Below are 23857 nucleotides of genomic sequence, written 5' to 3' on the forward strand. Positions count from 1 at the left end.
GAGCCTCCCGGCCACCGGCGGGGCTCTCAGCGCGGGATGACCGTTCCGAGGACGGGTGCGCGCAGCGCGACCAGCGTGCGCCCGTCCCCGCGGTCGACCAGCACGGCGAAGCGGCGGCGCTGCGCGCGGGCACGGAGCAACTCGCGGCGCGCGTCCGTGCTCAGATCAGCGCCGTGCGCCAGCCCAAAGGCCAGGCCGTCGGCGTAGGAGCCCTCGGTCGGCCGGCCGGCGGCCCAGGCCCTGAAGCTGCCGGCGAAGCCGGGCTCGGCGGCCAGGGCCGGCCACCGGCGGGCGACGTCGCCTCGGCGCTTGTCGAGCAGTGCCCGGCGGGTCGCGTCGAGCGCCCCCTGGTCGAAACCGGCCGGGTCCGGGCCGCCGTCGACCAGAGCGGCGAGCAACGCGGCCTGACCGGCAGCCAGCCGTTCCCTGGCGCCGCTCGGGTCAGCTTCCGCCACGCCCGCCACCCGCGCGGCCGCCATTCGCAGCCGCCTGGACGCGGTCGCACTCGGCGTGGAACTCGGTGACGGGTGGGTAGTCGCCGTCACGCTCGACCAGGTAGGCCGGCGGATGGCCCGATGGGAGACGGCGTACGGCCTCAGCGAGCAGCGCCAGCTGGCCGGGGCCGACCGGGTGCAGATGGGTGTCGTGGTAGCGGCCGTCGCGCACGACCCCGCCGGCGACGTGCAGGTAGGCGACCCGTTCCCACGGCAGCCGGTCGAAGGTGGCGACGGCGTCGAGGCCATGGTTGACCGTGTCGCCGTGGAAGTTCGCGACGTCGACCAGCAGCAGCGCGTCGGTGCGTTCGACCAGCTCGGTCAGGAAGTCGGCAGGGGACAGCTCGTCGTCCGGCCAGCGCGCGAGCGCGGCCGGGTTCTCCAGCGCCAGCGGCACGGGAAGCTGGTCGCAGGCGATCCGGACGTTGGCGACGAGCACGTCCAACGCGTCCCGGCTGTAGGGGATGGGCAGCAGATGGCCCGCCTCGGTCCCGCCGGCTCGGACGAAGGCCACGTGCTCGCTCACCAGCGGCGACCCGAGCGACGCCGCGACGTCGGCCAGCCGGCGCAGCCGGGCCGGGTCCGGCCGCTCGGCGCCGCCGAGCGAGAGCCCGATGCCGTGCGCCACGACCGGCACGCCCAGATCCGTCGGCGCCGGACGCGCCGCGCCGCGCAGCGGCACGTGCTCCGCGATCACCTCGATGAACCCGAGGTCGACCCGGTCGGCGAGCGCCGCGGCCAGCTCCGGGCGCCACCCGAACCCGAACCCGGCCACCGTGGTCATCCACAGATCCTGACAGGCCCGTACCTGCTCCGCCGCGGAATGTCCCCGACTCGACCCGGACCGCACCGCCGATCGCGTTCCGGAGAGGTTCCGGCACCGCCTAGGGCGTCAGAATGGGGTGAGCACCAGAGTGAGCTGGGTCGGCGCGTGGTCCTCGACGTAGGAGGCCTGCCCGGCGACGTCGTCGAACGCGAAGCCGTAGGCGTGACCATTGTCGGTCTGCTCGTGCAGGACCCGCGCATAGTGGTTGGTGACCGGGTCGCCGTAGAAGGTGCTCGGATCGGCGTCGGGCTGCGCGGCGTCGGTCAGCAGCGTCGACCGGTTGAACCCGGCCCCGAGCACCGCCGCGACCGGCCCGGTGACCCCGTCATTGGGCGCGGCCAGCGCGCCGTCGCAGAAGAAGACGTCACGGCTGCTCGGTCGGGCGAATGACGCGACCCGGCCGTCGAAGGTGAGCCTGTCCCCGATCACCGTCCCGGTCACTCGCCGCGCCGCGGCGTCGACGACGAGCTGACGGGACCGGTAGGCGTCCCACACGGCGTCGACGTAGGAGTCGTAGTAAGTCGCGGGGAACAGCCCGGCCTCGATGCCGTGCCCGGGGGCGATCACCCGAACGTCGTCGACGACCAGCGGGGCGAACGTCGGATCGGCCCGAAGCGCGGCGAACAGGGCGTCCCGGCCGCCGGGCCTGACCTGGCCGGTGGTCTGGTCACCGTCGCCGTGCAGCCGCAGCAGGAGCGGGACGCTGAACATGTCGACCATGGTGGTGTTGCAGAACATCCCGGCCGCGTTGTAGGTGAACTCGGCGAAGTCGTGCAGCACCTCGTAGCCGGGCGCGTCGCGCACCCAGCCGACCGGGTACTGCAGTGCCGGCTTGCCGGCCCCGTCGGCGACGATCCGGAAGTCGAGCCTGGCCCCGATCGAGACGTAGATCCGCCCGGACATGCCCACCGGGATCGCGGCGACGGTGTCGCCGTCGGCGACCAGCGGGATCGCGAGGTCAGCGCCGTCCGCGCCGAGGGCGACCGGCGTGACGCTGCCGTCCGCGTGGCCGTAGACCTGCCGCCCGGTGCTCAGGTCGGTGCCGACGATGTAGAACCAGATGTCACGGTTGGCGTACCGGTAGGTGTGGTTGACGAGGACCAGCGGCAGCGGCGTGCCGGGCGTATGAGCCGGGATGTCGACCGCTGCCTTGTCGGTGGCGACCAGGCGTGCTGGGTCTGCCCGGCTGTCGCGGGTGGCGGCGGCGACGCCGGTCATGCAGGCTCCGGCCAGCACGGCGGCGCCGCCGCCCAGCAGGGTGCGTCGGTTCAGCATCAGAGATCTCCTCGATGGCGGGACGGTCGCGGCCTCGGCGGTCAGAGTCCTCAGCCGGCGGCGAAGATCCGGGTGAACTCCAGCGGCTGCTGGTCGAGGCTGCTGCAGGTCGGCTGGGCGAAGCCGGCCGGTCCGCCGGGGCACGGCTGGTCGCGGGTCAGCGACCACATCGACAACCAGGCCAGCCCGTGGCCGGTGGCGAATGCGGCGAGCTGGCGGGCGTCAGCCTGACGGAACACCTCGGTGCTCGTGTCGTTGACGCCGATCATCGGCGTGACGGCGAGACGCGACCAGGCGTCGGTGTCCGAGAGCCCGAACACGCCCTTCACCTGAGCCTGCGTCGCGGTTGCCGCGTCGATGGCGTAGCTGCCCATCTGGCCGTCAGGGTTCGGTGCGACGCCGTCGCCGAAGTCCATCGCCATGACATTGACTGAGCCGACTGCGACACCGCGCTCCCGCGCGTTCTCCAGGAGGGCCACGCCCGGCTGGGTCAGTCCGGAGGGCAGCACCGGCAGGGTGAACGACACGTCCAGCGGCCGGCCCTGGGCCGTCGCGTCCCGCTGGAGCTCGGCGATGGCCTGGTCACGCCGGTCGACCGCCGCGGCGTCGGACAGCGCCGCGCCCTCGATGTCGAAGTCCACCCGGCTCAGGCCGTAGGCGCTGATGACCTGGCCGTACGCCGTGGCCAACGCGGCCGGGCTGGCGCAGGCGCTCGCGAGTTCGGTGCCGTTCGCGCCCCCGAACGAGACCCGTACGTCACCGCCCAGCGCGCGCAGCTGACCGATCTGACCTGGCACCCCGTCCTGGTTCAGCTCGGACACCCCGCCCCACCTCGGGGTGCAGCCGCCCCCGCCGGCAAGCACGAACGCGAGCGTGTACGTCCGCACTCCGGTTGCCCGCGCGGCCGAGACCAGGTCGAACGGCGGGTACAGCGAGGTGTCGATGTAGGGCGCGAAACGGTTTGAGCCGGCGCCGGGCGAGGCGGTCGCCGGCGGCGCGGTGGCGGGCTGCGACGTAGCGGGCGGCGCGGTGGCCGTCTCGGTCACCGGCGGTGAGGCCGGCGCGGTGGCGGGCGGCGTGGCCGGGGGGACGGCGGTGGTGGCCGACGGCGCCGAGGTGGGCCCGGCGGGGTCGCCGCCCGGCGCGCAGGGGCCGCCATCGATCCGGCAGCCGGTCGGGTCGGCGACCGTGCCCGTCGTGCTCACCACGAAGCCGACATCGACCGCCGCGCCGGGCGCGAGCTCGGGCTGCCACGTCGCGGGTGTGACGGTCACGTGCTGGCCGCCCACCTGATACTGGGCGTTCCACAGCGAGGTCAGCCGCGCCCCGGCCGGCAGGTCGAACTCCAGGGTGAACCCGCGGGCGGACCCGGTCGTGTTCGTCACCGTGTAGTCGGCGGAGTAGCCGGTCTCCCAGGCCTGCGTCCGCGTGTAGGCAGCGCCGAGGACGGCAGCCGAGGCCGTGCCGGGAACGGTGAGGGCCAGCACGAGCCCGGTCGCCGCGGCCAACGCGGCCGCCGTGCCGGAGATGATCTGGCGGCGGCGCCGGCGGTGCCGACCCTGCTTCGACCACATCGTGGGGTGACCTCCTCGGTGGGCGTTGGTGCCGGAGGCTAGCCAGCGCGCGGGCCGGTGCCGCTTCACCTGAGGCAGCCGAGAAGGTCTCTTAGGACTGGCTTAGTGGTTGGAATGGAAGTTCCCTGGCACGGGGGGCATCCCCCGGCGGTGCACACCACCCGAAACGAGCGGGGCGCTCGGACCGGCATCGAAAAAGACTGGATGGCCATGCGTCTTCGTGCATAGAATTGCGGCCATGGGCATGACAGCGGCGGTCATCGGCGGCAGCGGCTACGGCGGCGGCGAGCTCCTTCGCCTGCTGCTCGCGCACCCGGAGATCGAGATCGGCGCGGTGGCCGCGCACACCAACGTCGGCGAGGACATCGCGGACCTCCACCCGCACCTGCCCAGCCTGTATGGGCAGACGTTCGTGGACACCGCCGCCGCGGTCGCGAGCGGTGCCGAGGTGATCTTCCTGGCGCTGCCGCACGGCCGCTCCGCCGAGGTCGCGGCCACCATCCCGACCGGCATCAAGGTCGTCGACCTGGGCGCGGACTTCCGGCTGGAGAGCGCCGAGGCCTGGGCCAAGGCCTACGGCGGCGCGCACGCCGGCACCTGGACCTACGGCATGCCCGAGCTGCCCGGCGCCCGCGCCGCCATCGCCGCCGCCGAGCGGGTCGCCGCCCCCGGCTGCTATCCGACCGCGGTGACGCTCGCGTACGCCCCGCTCGTCGCCGCCGGCGTCATCGACCCGTCGGACCTGGTGACGGTCGCCGCCAGCGGCACCTCGGGCGCCGGCCGCGCCGCCAAGGCCAGCCTGCTCGGCTCCGAGGTGATGGGCGACGTGACGGCCTACAAGGTCGGCCGCCACCAGCACCGGCCCGAGATCGTCCAGAACCTCACCAAGGTCGCAGCCACCGGCGTGCCGGGCCCGGCGGCGACGGTGAGGGTGTCGTTCACAGCCTCGCTCGCCCCGATGCCGCGCGGCATCCTCGCGACCTGCACGGCGAGGCCCACAGGCAAGGCCTCCACCGACGGCCTCGGCGCCGACCTGGTCGCCGGCATCCTGCGCGCCTACTACGACGACGAGCCGTTCGTGACCGTGCTGCCCGCCGGCCGGTGGCCGCGCACCTCGGCCACGCTCGGCAGCAACACCGTCCACCTGCAGGCGACCTACGACGAGGACGCCGACCGGGTCGTCGTCGTCTCGGCGCTCGACAACCTGACCAAGGGCGCCGCCGGCCAGGCGATCCAGTGCGCCAACCTGATGCTCGGCCTGCCGGAGACCATGGGCCTCCCGCTGACCGGCCTCGCCCCCTGAACCCCGCGAAACCGCCGAAGAAACGAGGAACGCAGGTGAGCGTCACCGCCCCGAAGGGGTTCCGGGCCGCCGGAGTCGCGGCCGGGCTCAAGCCGTCCGGGCGCCCGGACGTCGCGCTCGTCGTCAACGACGGGCCGTCCGACGCCGCGGCCGCCGTGTTCACCACCAACCGGGTGCAGGCCGCGCCCGTCCAGTGGACCCGCCAGGCGCTCGCCGACGGCCGGCTGCGCGCCGTCGTCCTCAACTCGGGCGGGGCCAACGCCTGCACCGGCCCGGACGGCTTCGCGGACACGCACTTCACCGCCGAGCACGTCGCGAAGGCGCTCGACCTGGGCGCCGGCGACGTCGGGATCTGCTCGACCGGCCTGATCGGGGTCCGGCTGCCGATGGACCTGCTGCTCAACGGCGTCACCCGGACCGTCGCCCAGCTCTCCGCCGACGGCGGCCCGGCCGCCGCCGAGGCGATCCGGACCACCGACACCGTCAGCAAGCAGGCGGTCCGCTTGTCCGCCGACGGCGCGGTCACGGTCGGCGGCATGGCGAAGGGCGCCGCGATGCTCGCCCCGTCGCTGGCGACCATGCTCGTCGTGGTGACCACCGACGCCGTCGCCGACGCGGCGACGCTGCACCGGGTGGTCAGCGAGGCGACCCGGCTGACCTTCGAGCGGATCGACTCCGACGGCTGCCTGTCGACCAACGACACCGTGCTGCTGCTCGCCTCCGGCGCGTCCGGCGTGACGCTCGCCGAGGCGGAGCTGACGGCGCTCGTCACCGACGTCTGCATGGACCTCGGCAAGCAGATGATCGGCGACGCCGAGGGCGCGACGAAGGACATCGCGATCACGATCAAGGGTGCGGCCAGCGAGGACGACGCGCTGGAGGTCGGCAGGGCCGTCGCCCGCAACAACCTGCTCAAGTGCGCCCTCTACGGCAAGGACCCCAACTGGGGACGGGTGCTCGCCGCGATCGGCACCACGAAGGCCGCCTTCGAGCCCGACGAGCTCGACGTCGCGATGAACGGCGTCTGGGTCTGCAAGGCCGGCGCCCCGGGGGAGTCCCGCGACCTGGTGGACCTGTCCGGGCGCGAGATCGCCATCGTCGCCGACCTGCACGCCGGCACCGCCGAGGCGACGATCTGGACCAACGACCTCACCGACGGCTACGTCTACGAGAACTCGGCGTATTCCACATGAGCGTGCTGAATGGCGCTGAGGCGGCGCCCGCGCAGCCGCGGGGGCCGGCGGCCACCGCGCGGGGGCACGCGGCGCTGCCGAAGACCCAGGTGCTCGTCGAGGCGCTGCCGTGGCTGGCCCGCTTCCACGGCGCGACCGTCGTCATCAAGTACGGCGGCAACGCGATGGAGAGCCCCGAACTGCGCGAGGCGTTCGCCGAGGACGTCGTCTTCCTGCGGCTGGCCGGGATCCGGGTCGTCGTCGTGCACGGCGGCGGCCCGCAGATCACCGCGCACCTCAACCGGCTCGGGGTCCAGTCGAGCTTCGTCGGCGGCCTGCGGGTCACCACCCCGGAGACGATGGAGATCGTCCGGATGGTGCTCGTCGGCCAGGTGAACCGGGACGTCGTCGGGCTGATCAACAACCACGGCGCGTTCGCCGTCGGCCTGTCCGGCGAGGACGCGAACATGTTCACCGCGCAGCGCCGCCCCGCGATCGTCGACGGCGAGGAGGTCGACATCGGCCTCGTCGGCGACGTCGTCGAGGTCGCCCCGGAGACGATCAACGCCCTGCTCGACGCCGGCCGCGTCCCGGTCGTCGCCACGGTCGCCCGCGGCGAGGACGGCAACGTCTACAACCTCAACGCCGACACCGCCGCCGCCGCGCTCGCCGTCGCGCTGGGAGCCCTCAAGCTCGTGGTGCTGACCAACGTCGAAGGCCTGTACGCGGACTGGCCGAACTCCGACGAGGTCGTCAGCGAGCTGCCAGCCGACCAGCTGCAGGACATGCTGCCGACCCTGTCCTCCGGGATGATCCCCAAGATGGAGGCCTGCCTGCGGGCGGTCGACGGCGGGGTGCCGCAGGCCCACGTGCTCGACGGACGGGTCCCGCACGCCGTCCTGCTGGAGATCTTCACCGACGACGGTATCGGCACCCTGATCACCCCCACCGTCAAGGAGGACGCCGTGGCGCCCGCCCTGGCCCCGAGCACCGGAGGAACCCCGTGACCCCCAGCACCGCCGCCGCGACGCGGCCCGCCGTGGGACCGGGCGGCGCCGCGGACCTGTTCGACCGGCGGGACAAGGTCATCATGGGCACCTACGGGCGGCCGGCCGTCGCGCTCGCCCGCGGCGAGGGCACCAGGGTCTGGGACGTCGACGGCAACGAGTACGTCGACCTGCTCGCCGGGATCGCCGTCAGCGTGCTCGGCCACGCCCACCCGGCCGTGCGGGCCGCCGTCGGCGCGCAGCTCGGCCAGCTCGGCCACACGTCCAACCTCTACCTCAACGAGCCGCAGGTCCTGCTCGGCGAGCGGCTGGTGCACCTGCTCGGCGCCGACGCCCGGGTGTTCTTCGCGAACTCGGGCGCCGAGGCCAACGAGTGCGCCATCAAGATCTCCCGCAAGACCGGCCGCACCGAGATCATCGCCGCGGAGAACTCCTTCCACGGCCGGACCCTGGGCGCCCTGTCGATCACCGGCCAGCCCGGCAAGCGGGCTCCCTTCGAGCCCCTGCTGCCCGGCGTGACGTTCGTGCCCTACGGCGACGCCGCCGCGCTCGAGGCCGCGATCAGCGAGCGCACCGCCGCTGTCTTCCTGGAGCCGACTCTTGGCGAGGCCGGCGTCATCGCCCCGCCCGCCGGCTACCTGGCCGCCGCCCGCGCCCTGTGCGACCGGACCGGCTCGCTGCTCGTCCTCGACGAGGTACAGAGCGGCCTCGGGCGGACCGGCGCGTGGTTCGCCCACCAGCACGAGGGCGTGCTGCCCGACGTGCTGACCCTGGCCAAGGGCCTCGGCGGCGGGCTGCCGATCGGCGCCTGCATCGGGATCGGGGCGGCCGGCCGGCTGCTCGGGCCAGGCGAGCACGGCAGCACCTTCGGCGGCGGGCCCGTCGTCTGCGCCGCCGCGCTCGCGGTGCTCGACACGATCGAGGCGGACGGGCTGCTCGCCCACGCGACCGCCGTCGGCGCGCGGCTCGCCGCCGGCATCCGGGCCGCGGCCGCCGCCGGCGTGCCCGGCATCGGCGGAGTCCGCGGCGCCGGCCTGTGGCTGGCGATCGAGCTCTCGACCCCCACGGCCACCGCCTTCGAGACCGCCGCCCGCGAGGCCGGCTTCCTGGTCAACGGCATCGCGCCGGCGACCGTCCGGCTCGCCCCGCCGCTGGTGCTCACCGAGGCCGACGCCGACGCGTTCCTCGCGACCCTGCCCGCCATCGCGGCCGGGGCCGCCGGGGCTGTCGAGCCGTCGGCCGGCGATCGTAAGGTCGGGCCATGACGATCCGGCACTTCCGCCTCGACACCGACCTGACGCCCGCCGAGCAGGCCGCGGTCCTCGACACCGCCGACCGGCTCAAGGCGGCGCGGCGGACCTCGGCGCACCCGCGCCCGCTCGCCGGCCGGTCGGTGGCCCTGATCTTCGAGAAGCCCTCGGCCCGCACCCGGGTCTCCTTCGAGGTCGGCGTCACCGAGCTCGGCGGCCACCCGATCGTCCTGGACGCCAACACGATCGGCCTGGGCAAGCGCGAGTCGATCGAGGACATCGCCCAGGTGCTCAGCCGCTACGTCGACGCGATCGTCATCCGTACCTTCGGCCAGGACCGGGTCGACCGGCTGGCCGCCGCCGGCACCGTCCCGGTGGTCAACGCGCTGTCCGACTTCACCCACCCCTGCCAGGCTCTCGCCGACCTGCAGACCGTGCGCGACCACCTCGGCACCACCAGGGGCGTCACGCTGACCTACGTCGGCGACGGCAACAACGTCGCTCACTCGCTGCTGTACGCGGGGGCGATGGCCGGCGCGCACGTCCGGATCTGCGCCCCGAAGGGCTACGAGCCGGACGCGGGCGTCGTCACCCGGTCCGCGCGGCTCGCCGCCGGTACCGGCGGATCGGTCGAGATGCTGCACGACCCCGCGGCGGCCGCCGACGGCGCCGACGTGCTCTACACCGACGTCTGGGCGTCGATGGGCCAGGAGGCCGACGCGGCCAACCGGGTCGACGTCTTCCGCCCCTACCAGCTGAACGAGGCGCTGATCGCGGCGGCGAAGCCGACCGTGAAGGTCATGCACTGCCTTCCGGCCCACCGCGGTGACGAGATCACCGACGGGGCGATGGACGGCCCGGCCTCGGTGGTCTTCGACCAGGCCGAGAACCGCCTGCACGCCCAGAAGGCGCTGCTGGCGTTCCTGTTCGCGGAGCTCGAAGCCCCACAATGACCGCTGAGAAACGACGATGACCGCTGAGACCCCACGATGACCGCCGCGACCCAACCTGTGACGCCGCTGACCAAGCGGGCCCGGCATGCCCGGCTCGCGGCGCTCATCGCGGCGCATCCGGTCCGCTCGCAGACCGAGCTCGCCCGGCTGCTCGCCGCCGAGGGGGTCCGGGTCACCCAGGCCACGCTCTCGCGCGACCTGGACGAGCTGGGCGCGACGAAGGTCCGCGGCCAGGACGGGCAGCTGGTCTACACCGTCGACCCCGGGCTCGCCCCGGTCGAACTGGTGCGGCTGCCACTGTCCCGGCTCTGCGAGGACCTGCTGGTCTCCGCCGAGGCGAACGGTGACCTGGTCGTCCTGCGCACCCCGCCGGGCGCCGCGCAGCTGTTCGCCTCCGCGCTCGACCGCGCCGCGCTCCCGGAGATCATGGGGACGATCGCCGGCGACGACACCATCCTGGTGGTCTGCCGCCTGATCCCGGTGCCGGACGAGCCCGCGGACGGCCCCGGCGTTCCGGCTTCGGCTCCTTCCGGCCCGCGGTTGGCCGCGAGGCTCCTCGGCCTGGCCGAGGGACGCGCCACGCCGCCCGAAGGGTGACGCGGGTCCAGGAAACGGGCACGACCGCGACGAAGGTTCGCGCGCACCAGAGAACCGCATGACGCGGGCCGCTGACCTGCGGCCTGCGTGGACATAGGGAGTTGCTTCAGGTGAAGACGACCGGCAGCCCGGCCGGGACGGGCGAAACGGCTGGCAGCGAGGCCAACGGGGCCGGGGGAGCGCCGCTGCGCCTCTGGGGCGGCCGGTTCGCCGGCGGCCCGGCGGAGGCGCTCGCGAAGCTCTCGGTGAGCGTGCACTTCGACTGGCGCCTCGCGCCGTACGACCTGCTCGCCTCGAAGGCGCACGCGCGCGTGCTGTACCGCGCCGAACTGCTCGACGACGCGGAGCTCGCCGCGATGCTCGGCGCGCTGGACGACGTGGGCGCGGACGTGGCCGCCGGCCGGTTCACCGCGACCATCGAGGACGAGGACGTCCACACCGCCCTGGAGCGGGCCCTCGTCGAACGGCTCGGCACCCTCGGCGGCAAGCTGCGCGCCGGCCGCAGCCGCAACGACCAGGTCGCGACCGACCTGCGCCTCTACCTGCGGGCCGCCGTCCGCCAGGTGGCCGCCGTGCTCACCGAGCTGTCCGAGGCGCTGGTCGACGTCGCCGAGGAGCACGTCGCCACGCCGGCGCCCGGGATGACCCACCTGCAGCACGCCCAGCCGATCTCGTTCGGCCATCAGATCCTCGCCCACGTGCACGCGTTCGCCCGCGACGTCGACCGGCTGCGCGACTGGGACCGGCGCGCCGCCGTCTGCGCCCTGGGCGCCGGGGCGCTCGCCGGCTCGTCGCTGCCGCTGGACCCGGAGGGCGTCGCCGCCGAGCTCGGCTTCGACCGGGCGTTCGCCAACTCGATCGACGCCGTCTCCGACCGCGACTTCGCCGCCGAGTTCCTCTTCGCCGCCGCCATGATCGGGGTGCACCTGTCCCGGCTGGGCGAGGAGATCGTGCTGTGGACCAGCCGCGAGTTCGGCTGGGTCGAGCTCGACGACGCGTTCGCCACCGGCAGCTCGATCATGCCGCAGAAGAAGAACCCCGACGTCGGCGAGCTGGCCCGCGGCAAGTCCGGCCGGCTGATCGGCGCGCTGACCGGCCTGCTGGCGACCCTGAAGGGCCTCCCGCTCGCCTACGACCGGGACCTGCAGGAGGACAAGGAACCGGTCTTCGACGCCGTGGACACCCTGCTGGTGGTGCTGCCCGCGGTCACCGGGACCGTCGCGACGATGAAGGTGCGGACCGAGCGGGTGGCGGCCGCCGCGCCCGACGGCTTCTCGCTGGCGACCGATGTCGCCGAGTACCTCGTCCGCCGGGGCGTGCCGTTCCGGTCGGCGCACGAGGCCGTCGGCGCGCTGGTGGCCTGGTGCGTCGAGCACGACGCCGACCTCGGCGAGGTCTCCGACGCGCAGCTGGCCGCGATCAATCCGGCGTTCACTCCCGACGTCAGGGACGTGCTGTCCGTCGCCGGCGCGCTGGACGCCCGGTCGGCCCCCGGTGGCACCGCGCCCGCCCGGGTTCGCGAGCAGATCGCCAACCTGCGCCCGACGCTGGCCGCCGACCACAAGTGGGCCGTCGGCTAGTGCCTGACCCCGGCTCGCCGGCGGCCCCGGCGCCGCTTCCGGCGGGCTTCTACGCCCGGCCCGTGCTGGCCGTCGCGCGCGACCTGCTCGGCGCGACGGTCCGGCACGGGCCGGTCAGCGTGCGCCTCACCGAGGTCGAGGCCTATACGGGCCCCGACGACCCTGCCTCTCACGCCGCGCGGGGGCCGACGCCCCGTTCGGCGGTGATGTTCGGTCCGCCTGGCCACGCGTACGTCTACTTCGTGTACGGCATGCACTGGTGCCTGAATATCGTCTGCGGGCCGGCGGGGACACCGTCCGCGGTGCTGGTCCGTGCTGGCGAGGTGGTGGTCGGACTGGACCTGGCGCGGCAACGGGCCCCCCGGCTGGCGGACCGCGACCTGGCCCGTGGGCCTGGCCGTCTCGCCCGGACGCTCGGAGCCGACGGCAGCCTCACGGGATCGCCCGTCACAGGGGGAGGGCCCCTGGTCGTCGAGCGGGGGACCGAGGTTGACGACGCCCTGGTGCGTACGGGGCCGCGGATCGGTCTGCGCGTGGCGGTCGAACGACCGTGGCGGTTCTGGGTGGCAGGAGATCCGACCGTGAGTGCGACGCGGGGCCGGACCAGCCCCCTGACCTGCGTCGAGCCGGACCCGCGGTGGGCCCGACCTGCAGCGAGGCCGGCAGACCAGCCTCCCATACCTGATGAGATCGTCTAGATGCGTCCCAGCATGTGTGACACAGGTCACAGCGATTTAGGCCGTCTGCGTTTGACGCTTGCCGTCGCACGACCGTAATGTTCTCCTCACGGCGCCGAACACGGCGGGCCGAAGCCCCCCACGGGGAGCTTCCGGAGATAGGCCGCACTGCGGTCAGACGCTCCAAATCGCCCTCGGCGCCGACACGATCTCGAACTTGAGATATCTGGGGCGTGGCGGTCACCGCACTGGCGGAGGACCAGACACGATCCATCCGATCTTTCGGAAAAGGCGAACAATCGCGCCGGTAGTTCACCCGTCCGGGTGGGCCCGGTTCATGCGTCCGCTCCTTGAGAACTCAACAGCGTGCCATAGAAGTCAGTGCCATATAACCCCGTCTGTGGGTGGCGCTGGTCTGGGCTCTCCTTTTGGGGGGTTTGGGTTGGTGTTGTCTGCAGGTGGTTTTGTAATTCCTTTGGCATATGACGGGATTTTCTACGATCTCGTTTTTTATGTCAGGGCATCTCCCATCGGGGAGTTCAAGCATCGATGGAGAGTTTGATCCTGGCTCAGGACGAACGCTGGCGGCGTGCTTAACACATGCAAGTCGAGCGGACCTTCGGGTCAGCGGCGAACGGGTGAGTAACACGTGGGCAACCTGCCCCAGACTTTGGAATAACTCCGGGAAACCGGGGCTAATGCCGAATATTCACATCTTCGGGCATCTGGTGGTGTGGAAAGATTTATCGGTCTGGGATGGGCCCGCGGCCTATCAGCTTGTTGGTGGGGTGACGGCCTACCAAGGCGACGACGGGTAGCCGGCCTGAGAGGGCGACCGGCCACACTGGGACTGAGACACGGCCCAGACTCCTACGGGAGGCAGCAGTGGGGAATATTGCGCAATGGGCGAAAGCCTGACGCAGCGACGCCGCGTGAGGGATGACGGCCTTCGGGTTGTAAACCTCTTTCAGCAGGGACGAAGCGAAAGTGACGGTACCTGCAGAAGAAGCACCGGCCAACTACGTGCCAGCAGCCGCGGTAATACGTAGGGTGCAAGCGTTGTCCGGAATTATTGGGCGTAAAGAGCTCGTAGGCGGCTTGTCGCGTCGGCTGTGAAAACCCGGGGCTCAACCCCGGGCCTGCAGTCGATACGGGCAGGCTAGAGTCCGGTAGGGGAGACTGGAATTCCTGGTGTAGCGGTGAAATGCGCAGATATCAGGAGGAACACCGGTGGCGAAGGCGGGTCTCTGGGCCGGAACTGACGCTAAGGAGCGAAAGCGTGGGGAGCGAACAGGATTAGATACCCTGGTAGTCCACGCCGTAAACGTTGGGCGCTAGGTGTGGGGGACCTTCCACGGCCTCCGTGCCGCAGCTAACGCATTAAGCGCCCCGCCTGGGGAGTACGGCCGCAAGGCTAAAACTCAAAGGAATTGACGGGGGCCCGCACAAGCGGCGGAGCATGTGGCTTAATTCGATGCAACGCGAAGAACCTTACCAGGGCTTGACATGCGGGGAAATCCTCCAGAGATGGGGGGTCCTTCGGGGTCCCGCACAGGTGGTGCATGGCTGTCGTCAGCTCGTGTCGTGAGATGTTGGGTTAAGTCCCGCAACGAGCGCAACCCTTGTCCTATGTTGCCAGCGGTTCGGCCGGGGACTCATAGGAGACTGCCGGGGTCAACTCGGAGGAAGGTGGGGATGACGTCAAGTCATCATGCCCCTTACGTCCTGGGCTGCACACATGCTACAATGGCCGGTACAATGGGCTGCGATACCGCGAGGTGGAGCGAATCCCAAAAAGCCGGTCTCAGTTCGGATCGGGGTCTGCAACTCGACCCCGTGAAGTCGGAGTCGCTAGTAATCGCAGATCAGCATTGCTGCGGTGAATACGTTCCCGGGCCTTGTACACACCGCCCGTCACGTCATGAAAGTCGGTAACACCCGAAGCCGGTGGCCCAACCCTTGTGGAGGGAGCCGTCGAAGGTGGGACCGGCGATTAGGACGAAGTCGTAACAAGGTAGCCGTACCGGAAGGTGCGGCTGGATCACCTCCTTTCTAAGGAGCGCATGCCGTTTCCGGATGTTCATGCCGGACGGTTGCTCACTGGCGTGGAATGCTGACTTCGAGAGGCTGTTCGCGGCCGGGTGGTGTCTAGTACTCCTGATCTCCTTGTGGGGTTGGGGTGGAACGGGCCGGTTCGGTGGTGGGTGGTCTCGTGTGGTGCGCTGTTGGGTCCTGAGGGAGCGGAAGCTTCTTCGGCGGCCATCTGCCCCCATGTCCTCAGGTTTGAGGGTGTGGGGGCTGGTTGCGGTACGGACCAGTCACTCTGTGAAACTGCCCTTTGGGGTGTGTCCGGGTTTGTGGTTGGGGTCGTCCGTTCTTTGAGAACTGCACAGTGGACGCGAGCATCTTTGTGGCCAAGTTAGTAAGGGCGCACGGTGGATGCCTTGGCACCAGGAGCCGATGAAGGACGTGGGAGGCTGCGATATGCCTCGGGGAGCTGTCAACCGAGCTGTGATCCGAGGATTTCCGAATGGGGGAACCCGGCAGGATGCTAAGTCCTGTCACCACCATCTGAATATATAGGGTGGTTGGAGGGAACGCGGGGAAGTGAAACATCTCATTACCCGCAGGAAGAGAAAACAACCGTGATTCCGCGAGTAGTGGTGAGCGAAAGCGGATCTAGGCTAAACCTGTGTCGTGTGATAGCCGGCAGGCGTTGCGGCATAGGGGTCGTGGGATTTTCCGGGGAAGGCTGCCGCTTTCCCAGAGAGTGATAAAACAGGTTGTTAGTCGAAGGACTTGCGAATGGTCCGCCACAGAAGGTAACAGCCCTGTAGGCGAAAACAGTCTGTCTCTCGGAATTTTTCCCAAGTAGCACCGAGCCCGTGAAATTCGGTGTGAATCTGGCGGGACCACCCGCTAAGCCTAAATACTCCCTGGTGACCGATAGCGGACTAGTACCGTGAGGGAAAGGTGAAAAGTACCCCGGGAGGGGAGTGAAATAGTACCTGAAACCGTGTGCCTACAATCCGTCGGAGCTGGGTCTTCGGGCCTGGTGACGGCGTGCCTTTTGAAGAATGAGCCTGCGAGTTTGCGGTGTGTGGCGAGGTTAACCCGTTGTGGGGTAGCCGTAGCGAAAGCGAGTCCGAATAGGGCGTTTGAGTCGCATGTCTAAGACCCGAAGCCGGGTGATCTACCCATGGCCAGGTTGAAGCGCGGGTAAGACCGTGTGGAGGACCGAACCCACCAGTGTTGAAAAACTGGGGGATGAGCTGTGGGTAGGGGTGAAAGGCCAATCAAACCCGGTGATAGCTGGTTCTCCCCGAAATGCATTTAGGTGCAGCGTCGTGTGTTTCGTGCCGGAGGTAGAGCACTGGATGGGCTAGGGGGCCGACAAGCTTACTGAACTCAGCCAAACTCCGAATGCCGGTACGTGAAGCGCGGCAGTGAGACTGCGGGCGATAAGGTTCGTAGTCGAGAGGGATACAGCCCAGATCGCCAGCTAAGGCCCCTAAGCGTACGCTAAGTGGAAAAGGATGTGGAGTCGCACAGACAACCAGGAGGTTGGCTTAGAAGCAGCCACCCTTTAAAGAGTGCGTAATAGCTCACTGGTCAAGTGATTCCGCGCCGATAATGTAGCGGGGCTCAAGCGTACCGCCGAAGCTGCGGCATTCGCACGTGTAGCCTAGCTGCCTCCTTGTGGGGTGGTTCAGGTGTGTGGATGGGTAGGGGAGCGTCGTGTGGCGTGTGAAGCGGCCGAGTGATCGAGTCGTGGATGCCACGCGAGTGAGAATGCAGGCATGAGTAGCGAATGACGGGTGAGAATCCCGTCCGCCGGATGACCAAGGGTTCCTGGGGCAGGTTCGTCCGCCCAGGGTGAGTCGGGGCCTAAGGCGAGGCCGACAGGCGTAGTCGATGGATAACGGGTTGATATTCCCGTACCGGCGCTGGTGCGCCAATGCTGAATCTTCCTGTACTAACCTCCCGCGATGGTCCTTTCGGGGATCGGAGTGGTTGGGATCTTGGGGGGTAGTAGGCAAGCGATGGGGTGACGCAGGAGGGTAGTCCATCCCGGGCGGTGGTTGTCCCGGGGTAAGCGTGTAGGACGACGTGTAGGCAAATCCGCATGTCATAGGTCTGAGACGTGATGCCGAGCCGATTGTGGCGAAGTGGATGATCCCATGCTGTCGAGAAAAGCCTCTAGCGAGTGCCAGGGCCGCCCGTACCCGAAACCGACACAGGTGGTCAGGTAGAGAATACCGAGGCGATCGAGTGAACTGTGGTTAAGGAACTCGGCAAAATGCCCCCGTAACTTCGGGAGAAGGGGGGCCACCACCGGTGAGAGAACATGCTTCTGGAGCTGGTGTGGGCCGCAGAGACCAGGGGAAAGCGACTGTTTACTAAAAACACAGCTCCGTGCGAAGCCGTAAGGCGATGTATACGGAGTGACGCCTGCCCGGTGCTGGAACGTTAAGGGGACGGGTTAGCTCTTCGGGGCGAAGCTCAGAACTTAAGCGCCAGTAAACGGCGGTGGTAACTATAACCATCCTAAGGTAGCGAAATTCCTTGTCGGGTAAGTTCCGACCTGCACGAATGGCGTAACGACTTTCCTGCTGTCTCAACCACAGACTCGGCGAAATTGCACTACGAGTAAAGATGCTCGTTACGCGCGGCAGGACGGAAAGACCCCGGGACCTTTACTGCAGCTTGATATTGGTGTTCGGTCCGGCTTGTGTAGGATAGGTGGGAGACTGTGAAGCAGCCACGCCAGTGGTTGTGGAGTCATTGTTGAAATACCACTCTGGTCGTGCTGGATGTCTAACCTAGGCCCGTGATCCGGGTCAGGGACAGTGTCAGGTGGGTAGTTTAACTGGGGCGGTTGCCTCCTAAAGAGTAACGGAGGCGCCCAAAGGTTCCCTCAGCCTGGTTGGCAATCAGGTGTCGAGTGCAAGTGCACAAGGGAGCTTGACTGTGAGACCGACGGGTCGAGCAGGTGCGAAAGCAGGGACTAGTGATCCGGCGGTGGCTTGTGGAAGCGCCGTCGCTCAACGGATAAAAGGTACCCCGGGGATAACAGGCTGATCTTGCCCAAGAGTCCATATCGACGGCAAGGTTTGGCACCTCGATGTCGGCTCGTCGCATCCTGGGGCTGGAGTAGGTCCCAAGGGTTGGGCTGTTCGCCCATTAAAGCGGTACGCGAGCTGGGTTTAGAACGTCGTGAGACAGTTCGGTCCCTATCCGCCGCGCGCGTAGGAGTCTTGAGAAGGGCTGTCCCTAGTACGAGAGGACCGGGACGGACGAACCTCTGGTGTGCCAGTTGTTCTGCCAAGAGCATGGCTGGTTGGCTACGTTCGGAAGGGATAACCGCTGAAAGCATCTAAGCGGGAAGCTCGCTTCGAGATGAGGTCTCCCACAGGGTCAACCTGGTAAGGCCCCCGAGAGATGATCGGGTTGATAGGCCAGAAGTGGAAGCACTGCGAGGTGTGGAGCTGACTGGTACTAATAGGCCGAGGGCTTGTCCTACAAAGATGCTACGCGTCCACTGTGCGGTTCCTGAGGAACGGCAGACCACCCCCGACCCCCTGCTTCTGTGGGGTGTGGTTGGGGTGAGGTGCCGATAACTCAACAGTTTTTCGGTGGTTTTAGCGGGGAGGGTACGCCCGGTCCCATTCCGAACCCGGAAGCTAAGTTCCCCAGCGCCGATGGTACTGCCCGGGAGACCGGGTGGGAGAGTAGGACACCGCCGAAATACCCTTCGGGAACGCCCCCACACCACCGGTGCGGGGGCGTTCCCCATTTCCGGACAAAATCGCCGGCCCCGCGGACGAGACGTCACACCCAGCAGTGCCGTCACCGGCTCCTGCCAGACGGCCCGGTCCAGGCAGAAGGATCACAGCGGCGCACCTGACCTTGGGAGCCGATCCGGCGGGAGGGCAGCTCGGGCGTGCCGCCGGTTCCGCTGCTGGCGGGAGCGTCGCCGTCGCCGAGCGCGTCGCTGCCCCCAAGTCGCGTTCCGCGGAAAGCGCAGGCCGGCCCCGTCTCTGGGGCGCGTCCGACGGCCGCATCTCGCGAGACGGGGCGGCTAAGACGCACCTGACTGTTCCGTTCCGCAGAACGCGGAGGCCCCGCGCTGCATCAGGGACTCGCTCCCTGTTCGCGTTCCACGAGACCGACAGGGCGGTATGCGTCTCGGACGCGTCCGATCTTCACGTTCCGCGGAACGCGAAGGCCCGCGCCGGTTCCGGAACTCGCTTGATGGTCGTATTCCTGGAGACGGAGGCGGTGCGATCGTCCGTGACCCGTTCGATCTTCACGTTCCGCGGAACGCGCGGGCGGCGCGGTCTCAGAAGGCGCTCGCGGTTCGCCTTCCATGAGACCCGGTGCGGCGGGATGCGTCTCGGACGCGTCCGATCTTCGCGTTCCGCGGAACGCGAAGGCCCGCGCCGGATGCGGAACTCGCTCGATGGTCGCGTTCCGCGAGACGGGGACGGCGCGATCGTCCGTGACGCGTCCGATCTTCGCGTTCCGCGGAACGCTGCGGGCCGGTCCGTGTCCGGACGCACAGGGTTCCCTGCGTATCTGGTGCACGTCGCCACTCGCTCGCATGCAGGACGTGTTCGATCTTCGCGTTCCGCGGAACGCGCCCCGCCCGACAGGGGAGACCACACTCGACTTCGGCCTGCCGCGGAACGTGCACGACCTGGAGGCTTGGTGAGCTCGGCGGTCCGGGACCGAGGCTGGCCCGAGCCGCGGGGGACAGGTGGGACAGCCGGCGGGTTCGGCAGCCAGCGAGCCAAGGGAGGCCGTCGGCCCTGTCACCAGACTCATAGTGGATGGTCATGCGGAGGCGTGTATAGACTTACGTCGAGGCTCGGTTGCGCGGTTCTGGCTGCGCGCGGGCCGAGGTGCAGCAGACTCGGACATCTGTGCCCCCGGCCGGTCGCGGGGCCGCGGACGTGATGCTCGGACGGGAGCGGGACCACACATGAACATCAGTGAGCTCAAGGGCGAGAGCGTCGCGTTCTTCGCGTCGGGTGGGCTTGACAGCTGCACGGTGACCCACTGGATGGCCGCGCATGATGTCAAGGTCATCTGTTTCACCGCGGATCTGGGGCAGCCGGACGAGACCGAGGGGCTCGACGTCGTCGCTGAGCGGATGAAGGCCTGCGGCGCGGTCGAGGCGGTCGTCGTCCCGCTGCGGACCGAGATGGGCGAGGCGGGCGTCCAGGCGATCCAGGGCCTCACCCGTTACGAGGGTCGCTACTGGAACACCACGCCGCTTGGGCGGTACGTGACGATTCGCGGCGTGCTGCCGCACATGCTGGAGCGCGGCATCAAGATTCTCAGCCACGGCGCGACCGGCCGCGGTAATGACCAGGCCCGCTTCCAGCTCGTCCCGAACATGCTGACGCCCAGCATCTCCGTCTACGCGCCGTGGCGGGACCAGAGCTTCCTCGACGCCTTCGGCGGCCGTGAGGAAATGATCGACTACTGCGAGAAGCACAACCTGCCGATCCGGGCGACCCGTAAGTCCCCGTACTCCACGGACGCGAACCTGCTGGGGCTCACCCATGAGGCCGGAGTGCTCGAATCCCTGGAGACGGGCGCGAACTTCGTGAGCCCGATCATGGGTGTGCGGCCGGTCGACGCTCCGGACTCCCCGGAACTGGTGACCATCGTGTTCGAGAGGGGCCGTCCGGTATCGATCGCCGGCGAGGCGTTCTCCGACCCGGCGGACATTCTGGAAAAGGCGAACGCGATCGGAGGCCGGCACAGCGTCGGCATCAACCTGCACCTGGTGGAGAACCGGTTCGTCGGCGTGAAGTCGCGCGGCGTCTACGAGGCGCCGGGCATGGAGCTGATCGGCAGCGCGTACGAGTACCTCCTGCAGACGATCCTGGACCGGCGCGCTCGCAAGATCTTCTACTTCGCCTCGGATTTCCTGGGTGAGCAGCTCTACCAGGCGTACGGCGAGGATCTTGGCTCGCGGATGGCGCGCAAGGTCGTCGACGAGGTGGCCGAGCTGGCGACCGGCACGGTGACCCTGGAGCTTTACAAGGGAACGGTGAACTTCGCCGGCGCGAAGGACATCCCGCACTCTCTCTACAGCGAGGAGAACGCGTCGATGAGCCGGGTCGGTGCCTTCGACCACAAGGACTCCGAGGGGTTCCTGCAGGTCCTCGGCGTCGGTGCGCGCACGGCGTCACATGCCGGCCAGGTGCCCGGCGTCCTCGAAACCAACTAGCGCCGCTCGCGGCGAAGTCTTGCCGGGCGAGAGGGCCTGTCATCCCCCGTGGTCGTCAACAGATGCGTGCGGGCGACCTGATGTAGGACACGACGGGGCCGGCCCGGTGATCATGCAGGGTTGGGGCATCCACCTGGTCGTCAGAGGTGGTGTGAAGACGATCTGCGGTAGGACTCGATCCAGGTCAATGATCATCCTGCGGGCTCAACCGTGGTTGACGCGGCACTAGCCTCGCCTTATCCCGGGCCGCGACGGCCGGTCCGGACCTGATGGCGCCGAGACCCGGGCCCGCGGCCCCAGCCGCCGCGGGCCCGGGTCTCGGCGTGTGATGAGCGTGTCGTGGGCCGTGGCGGGCCGCTCTCGGGACCCGTGGCCGACAGGTTGCCGGCCCGGCGGGTTACCGTAATAGGTGAACGGGCCGCGATCGTCCTGATCGTGGTCGCCCTGGTCGGGCCGGCCGGCGGACGCCGCCGACCTGGCAGGGGATGTATCGCGTCGGTCAGCAGGGATCGACGCGGCATCGGTACCCTTCGGGGTCTTCCCGGCGCGTCTCGGGCGACGGGACCGGGTTCGACCGCTGGCTGTCGGCCAGCGCTCGTGGAACAGACCGCCGTCGCGACGGATATGTGCCGCCGTTCCGCTGTTGTGGACCGGCGGAAGCGGAGATGGGCGCCACCCGCGGCCTTGCGGGGATGACGTCAGTGACCGGCATCGGCCGGGTGTTCAGCCAGAAGTCAACAGTGGACCGCCCACGATGGTGTGGGCTGATCGGAAGCGATAGACCATGTCGAGCTCTGCAGTCCCTCCCTCTCCCACAGGTGGGGAGCCGACCCATCGGTCGTCTTCCGGGTCCACCTCGTCCGGCCCGAGGCGCGCCGGCCGAGCCGGCGGCGGCGCCGGGCACGGCGGCGGGTTCCGGTCCGGCGGTGGCGCTGGTCAGGGCGGCGGGTTCCGCTCTGGTGGTGGCGCTGGTCAGGGCGGCGGGTTCCGCTCTGGTGGCGGTGCGGGCCAGGGCGGCGGGTTCCGTTCCGGTGGTGCTGGTGGTGCGCGCCGGGCTGGCGGGCCGCCTCGGCCGGCTGGGGCCGGCGGCGGGCAGGGGCCGAGCCGCGCCGGCACGTTCCGTCGCGACGATCGTCCGCGTGACGACCGGCCGCGCGGTGAGGGACGCCCGTGGTCATCCGATGGTCCGGATCGGGCCGGCGCGGGGGACTCCCGCGGCGACCGGGCCGGCGGTCAGGGCGGTCGCTGGAACGACGGCGGCCGGCCGCGCGGCTCCGACGCTGGTTCTCGACCGGGCGGTGGCGGTGGCTACCGTGCCGCGGGCGCGGAGCGTAGCGGGGGCGAGCGTCGTCCCTTCTCCGGCCCAGGTGGCGACCGGCGCGAGGGCGGCTTCCGGCCAGGAGGCAGGCCGACCGGCGGCGGGTTCGACCGCCGTGGTGGCGACCGGGACCGGCAGGGCCCGGGAGGTCGCCCAGGCGGCGGCTACCGACCGCAGGGCGGCTCCGAGGGTGGCGACCAGCGCCCCGAGCGGACCGGCGGCGAGGGCCGATCCAGCGGCGGCTGGTCGTCGTCCTCGTCGGCGGGGCCCCGTCGCTTCGGTCAGTCCGGCGGCGGGCCGCGCGGCGCGCGGCCGGGCGGCCAGGACCGGCCCGGCTGGCAGCAGCGTTCCGGCGGCGGCGAGCGGCGTGAGGGCTGGAGCCCCGACCGTGGCGCCTCGACCGACCGTGGCGGCTTCAACCGTGGCGGCTCGGCGGACCGTGGTGGGCCGGCGGACCGTGGTGGCTTCAACCGTTCCGGCGGAGGTTCAAGCCGGGGTGCCTCGGCGGACCGGAGTGGCCCGGCGGACCGCGGTGGCTACAACCGTGGCGGGTCCGAGCGCGGTGGCGCGGATCGCCCGTGGCAGGACCGCGGCGATCGCGGGAACTTCCGGCAGTCGCGGGACGGCGGGCCGCGTCAGTTCGACCGCGGCGGCGACAACGCGGCGCGGCCGAGCCGCGGGCCCGGCGACCGGCCCCAGGGCGGCCAGGGCGGCCCGCGCCGCGACGGTACGCAGGGCGGCTGGACGGGTAGCCGGCCGGCCGGGGCGGGACGGCCGGACCGCGGCGACGGATCGCGGGAGCGCTTCGAGCGGCCGAGGCCGTCCACCCGTGCGGACGACCAGCGGGGTGGGAACTTCCGGACATCCTCGGACAGTGCGCCACGGCGGTACGACGGCGACGGCGGTGCGCGCCCGGACCGGGGTGGTCCCGGCGGCCGCCCGACCGGCGGTGGCTTCCGCGGCGACCGGGGGAGCGGCGGCACGACTCGTGGCTATGAAGCTCGCGACCGGGCCGGCGACACCGGGCACGGTGGCTACCGGCGGGACAGCGACGACCGCCCGGCGAGCCGGCCGTCCTCCGGTGGGGATCGCCGTGTGGGCGGTAGGGAAGGATTCCGGGGCCAGTCGTCGGGTGGGTATCCCCGCCGCGACGACAACCGCGGCCCGCGCGACAACCGTGGCAACCAGGGCGGCGGTGCCAGCAGGAATGACGGCGGTCGGCGCGACGGCGGCTACCGGTCGGACCGGGAGACCGGGCCGCGCCGCCCGGCCGGGCCGCCGGCCTGGGCCCTGCCCGCGGACCAGCAGCCGCCCGTAGCGCCCGCGCACGACGCCACCGCGGCCCGAGAGCCGGCCGCGTCCACCAGCGCGACCGGCCCGGACCAGGCCGGATCGTCGGCGACGCCGGTGAGCCAGGTCAGCGCGTCGTCGGCGTCCGCCGTGACGGGATCGGAGTCGACCGCGCCGGGCGGCCCGGCCTCGACCGGTAGCGATGACGGTTCGGCGCCCCGCGCCACGGGAGGCTGGGCGGCAGCCGGCCGGCCCGCCCGGGACGGCGACGGGGGAGGTCGGGGCGACCGCGGTGG

14 protein-coding genes and 3 rRNA genes are annotated in these 23857 nt (G+C 70.2%); 12 read left to right on the forward strand and 5 right to left on the reverse strand.

The features are described 5' to 3' along the window. Positions 1 to 26 precede the first annotated feature (26 nt). The 4 genes from FRAEUI1C_RS36030 to FRAEUI1C_RS08475 all read right to left on the reverse strand — a co-directional run bounded on the left by FRAEUI1C_RS36030 (position 27) and on the right by FRAEUI1C_RS08475 (position 4169). Positions 27 to 455, reverse strand: coding sequence for an SCO6045 C-terminal-like domain-containing protein (locus FRAEUI1C_RS36030; protein WP_232425344.1), 429 nt, complete (start codon positions 453 to 455; stop codon positions 27 to 29). Further along, positions 442 to 1278 carry an MbnB/TglH/ChrH family RiPP precursor modification enzyme gene (locus FRAEUI1C_RS08465; RefSeq protein WP_013422885.1) on the reverse strand — a complete coding sequence of 279 codons (837 nt, stop codon included), beginning with the start codon at positions 1276 to 1278 and terminating at the stop codon, positions 442 to 444. Before FRAEUI1C_RS08465 ends, FRAEUI1C_RS36030 begins: the two co-directional genes overlap by 14 nt. Positions 1279 to 1386: 108 nt before the next feature. Further along, the gene (locus FRAEUI1C_RS08470; protein WP_013422886.1) at positions 1387 to 2595 is read right to left on the reverse strand and encodes a beta-1,3-glucanase family protein; all 1209 of its coding nucleotides are present in this window, start codon (positions 2593 to 2595) and stop codon (positions 1387 to 1389) included. Between the two features lie 50 nt (positions 2596 to 2645). Next, positions 2646 to 4169: a cellulose binding domain-containing protein gene (locus FRAEUI1C_RS08475; RefSeq protein WP_013422887.1), complete on the reverse strand. Its 1524-nt coding sequence runs from the start codon at positions 4167 to 4169 to the stop codon at positions 2646 to 2648. Positions 4170 to 4407: 238 nt separating this feature from the next. On the opposite strand from FRAEUI1C_RS08475, the gene argC reads away from it, so the two are divergent. From argC to argG, 12 genes are all read left to right on the forward strand, one after another. Next, a complete protein-coding gene (gene argC / locus FRAEUI1C_RS08480) occupies positions 4408 to 5472 on the forward strand; it encodes an N-acetyl-gamma-glutamyl-phosphate reductase (RefSeq protein ID WP_013422888.1) in 1065 nt (354 codons plus the stop codon). 35 nt (positions 5473 to 5507) lie between these two features. Further along, on the forward strand, positions 5508 to 6665 hold the full coding sequence (argJ, locus tag FRAEUI1C_RS08485) for a bifunctional glutamate N-acetyltransferase/amino-acid acetyltransferase ArgJ (protein ID WP_013422889.1): 1158 nt from the start codon (positions 5508 to 5510) through the stop codon (positions 6663 to 6665). Next, a complete protein-coding gene (gene argB, locus FRAEUI1C_RS08490) occupies positions 6662 to 7651 on the forward strand; it encodes an acetylglutamate kinase (RefSeq protein WP_013422890.1) in 990 nt (329 codons plus the stop codon). Before argJ ends, argB begins: the two co-directional genes overlap by 4 nt. Continuing rightward, entirely contained in the window at positions 7648 to 8916 is a 1269-nt protein-coding gene (locus tag FRAEUI1C_RS08495; protein WP_013422891.1) for an acetylornithine transaminase, read from the forward strand. The genes argB and FRAEUI1C_RS08495 overlap by 4 nt, the downstream gene beginning before the upstream one ends. Continuing rightward, positions 8913 to 9854 carry an ornithine carbamoyltransferase gene (gene argF / locus FRAEUI1C_RS08500; protein WP_013422892.1) on the forward strand — a complete coding sequence of 314 codons (942 nt, stop codon included), beginning with the start codon at positions 8913 to 8915 and terminating at the stop codon, positions 9852 to 9854. The genes FRAEUI1C_RS08495 and argF overlap by 4 nt, the downstream gene beginning before the upstream one ends. A 36-nt stretch (positions 9855 to 9890) precedes the next feature. After that, entirely contained in the window at positions 9891 to 10451 is a 561-nt protein-coding gene (gene argR, locus FRAEUI1C_RS08505) for an arginine repressor (RefSeq protein WP_013422893.1), read from the forward strand. Positions 10452 to 10561: 110 nt separating this feature from the next. Next, positions 10562 to 12031: an argininosuccinate lyase gene (gene argH, locus FRAEUI1C_RS08510; protein ID WP_013422894.1), complete on the forward strand. Its 1470-nt coding sequence runs from the start codon at positions 10562 to 10564 to the stop codon at positions 12029 to 12031. Beyond that, on the forward strand, positions 12031 to 12729 hold the full coding sequence (locus tag FRAEUI1C_RS08515) for a DNA-3-methyladenine glycosylase (RefSeq protein WP_013422895.1): 699 nt from the start codon (positions 12031 to 12033) through the stop codon (positions 12727 to 12729). Before argH ends, FRAEUI1C_RS08515 begins: the two co-directional genes overlap by 1 nt. 525 nt (positions 12730 to 13254) lie before the next feature. Next, positions 13255 to 14760: ribosomal RNA gene (locus tag FRAEUI1C_RS08520) — 16S ribosomal RNA — on the forward strand. 360 nt (positions 14761 to 15120) lie between these two features. Further along, positions 15121 to 18231: ribosomal RNA gene (locus FRAEUI1C_RS08525) — 23S ribosomal RNA — on the forward strand. Between the two features lie 109 nt (positions 18232 to 18340). Continuing rightward, positions 18341 to 18457, forward strand: a 5S ribosomal RNA gene (rrf, locus tag FRAEUI1C_RS08530). The 16S, 23S and 5S rRNA genes sit together here, the layout of an rRNA operon. A 1236-nt stretch (positions 18458 to 19693) precedes the next feature. Beyond that, positions 19694 to 20953 carry an argininosuccinate synthase gene (argG, locus tag FRAEUI1C_RS08540; protein WP_013422896.1) on the forward strand — a complete coding sequence of 420 codons (1260 nt, stop codon included), beginning with the start codon at positions 19694 to 19696 and terminating at the stop codon, positions 20951 to 20953. A 2550-nt stretch (positions 20954 to 23503) separates the two neighbouring features. Here the strand turns inward: argG and FRAEUI1C_RS40830 are convergent. After that, positions 23504 to 23788, reverse strand: coding sequence for a hypothetical protein (locus FRAEUI1C_RS40830; protein ID WP_041259064.1), 285 nt, complete (start codon positions 23786 to 23788; stop codon positions 23504 to 23506). Positions 23789 to 23857: the final 69 nt, after the last annotated feature.

The sequence above is a fragment of the Pseudofrankia inefficax genome, assembly GCF_000166135.1.
In the GTDB taxonomy this organism is placed as follows: Bacteria; Actinomycetota; Actinomycetes; order Frankiales; family Frankiaceae; genus Pseudofrankia; species Pseudofrankia inefficax.

What these genes read in the sequence shown, in the direction of transcription:
- FRAEUI1C_RS08470 (WP_013422886.1), bottom strand. Translation starts at nt 2,595, where the DNA reads ATGCTGAACCGACGCACCCTGCTGGGCGGCGGCGCCGCCGTGCTGGCC.
- argB (WP_013422890.1), top strand. Translation starts at nt 6,662, where the DNA reads ATGAGCGTGCTGAATGGCGCTGAGGCGGCGCCCGCGCAGCCGCGGGGG.
- argC (WP_013422888.1), top strand. Translation starts at nt 4,408, where the DNA reads ATGGGCATGACAGCGGCGGTCATCGGCGGCAGCGGCTACGGCGGCGGC.
- FRAEUI1C_RS08465 (WP_013422885.1), bottom strand. Translation starts at nt 1,278, where the DNA reads ATGACCACGGTGGCCGGGTTCGGGTTCGGGTGGCGCCCGGAGCTGGCC.
- argG (WP_013422896.1), top strand. Translation starts at nt 19,694, where the DNA reads ATGAACATCAGTGAGCTCAAGGGCGAGAGCGTCGCGTTCTTCGCGTCG.
- argR (WP_013422893.1), top strand. Translation starts at nt 9,891, where the DNA reads ATGACCGCCGCGACCCAACCTGTGACGCCGCTGACCAAGCGGGCCCGG.
- argF (WP_013422892.1), top strand. Translation starts at nt 8,913, where the DNA reads ATGACGATCCGGCACTTCCGCCTCGACACCGACCTGACGCCCGCCGAG.
- FRAEUI1C_RS08475 (WP_013422887.1), bottom strand. Translation starts at nt 4,169, where the DNA reads ATGTGGTCGAAGCAGGGTCGGCACCGCCGGCGCCGCCGCCAGATCATC.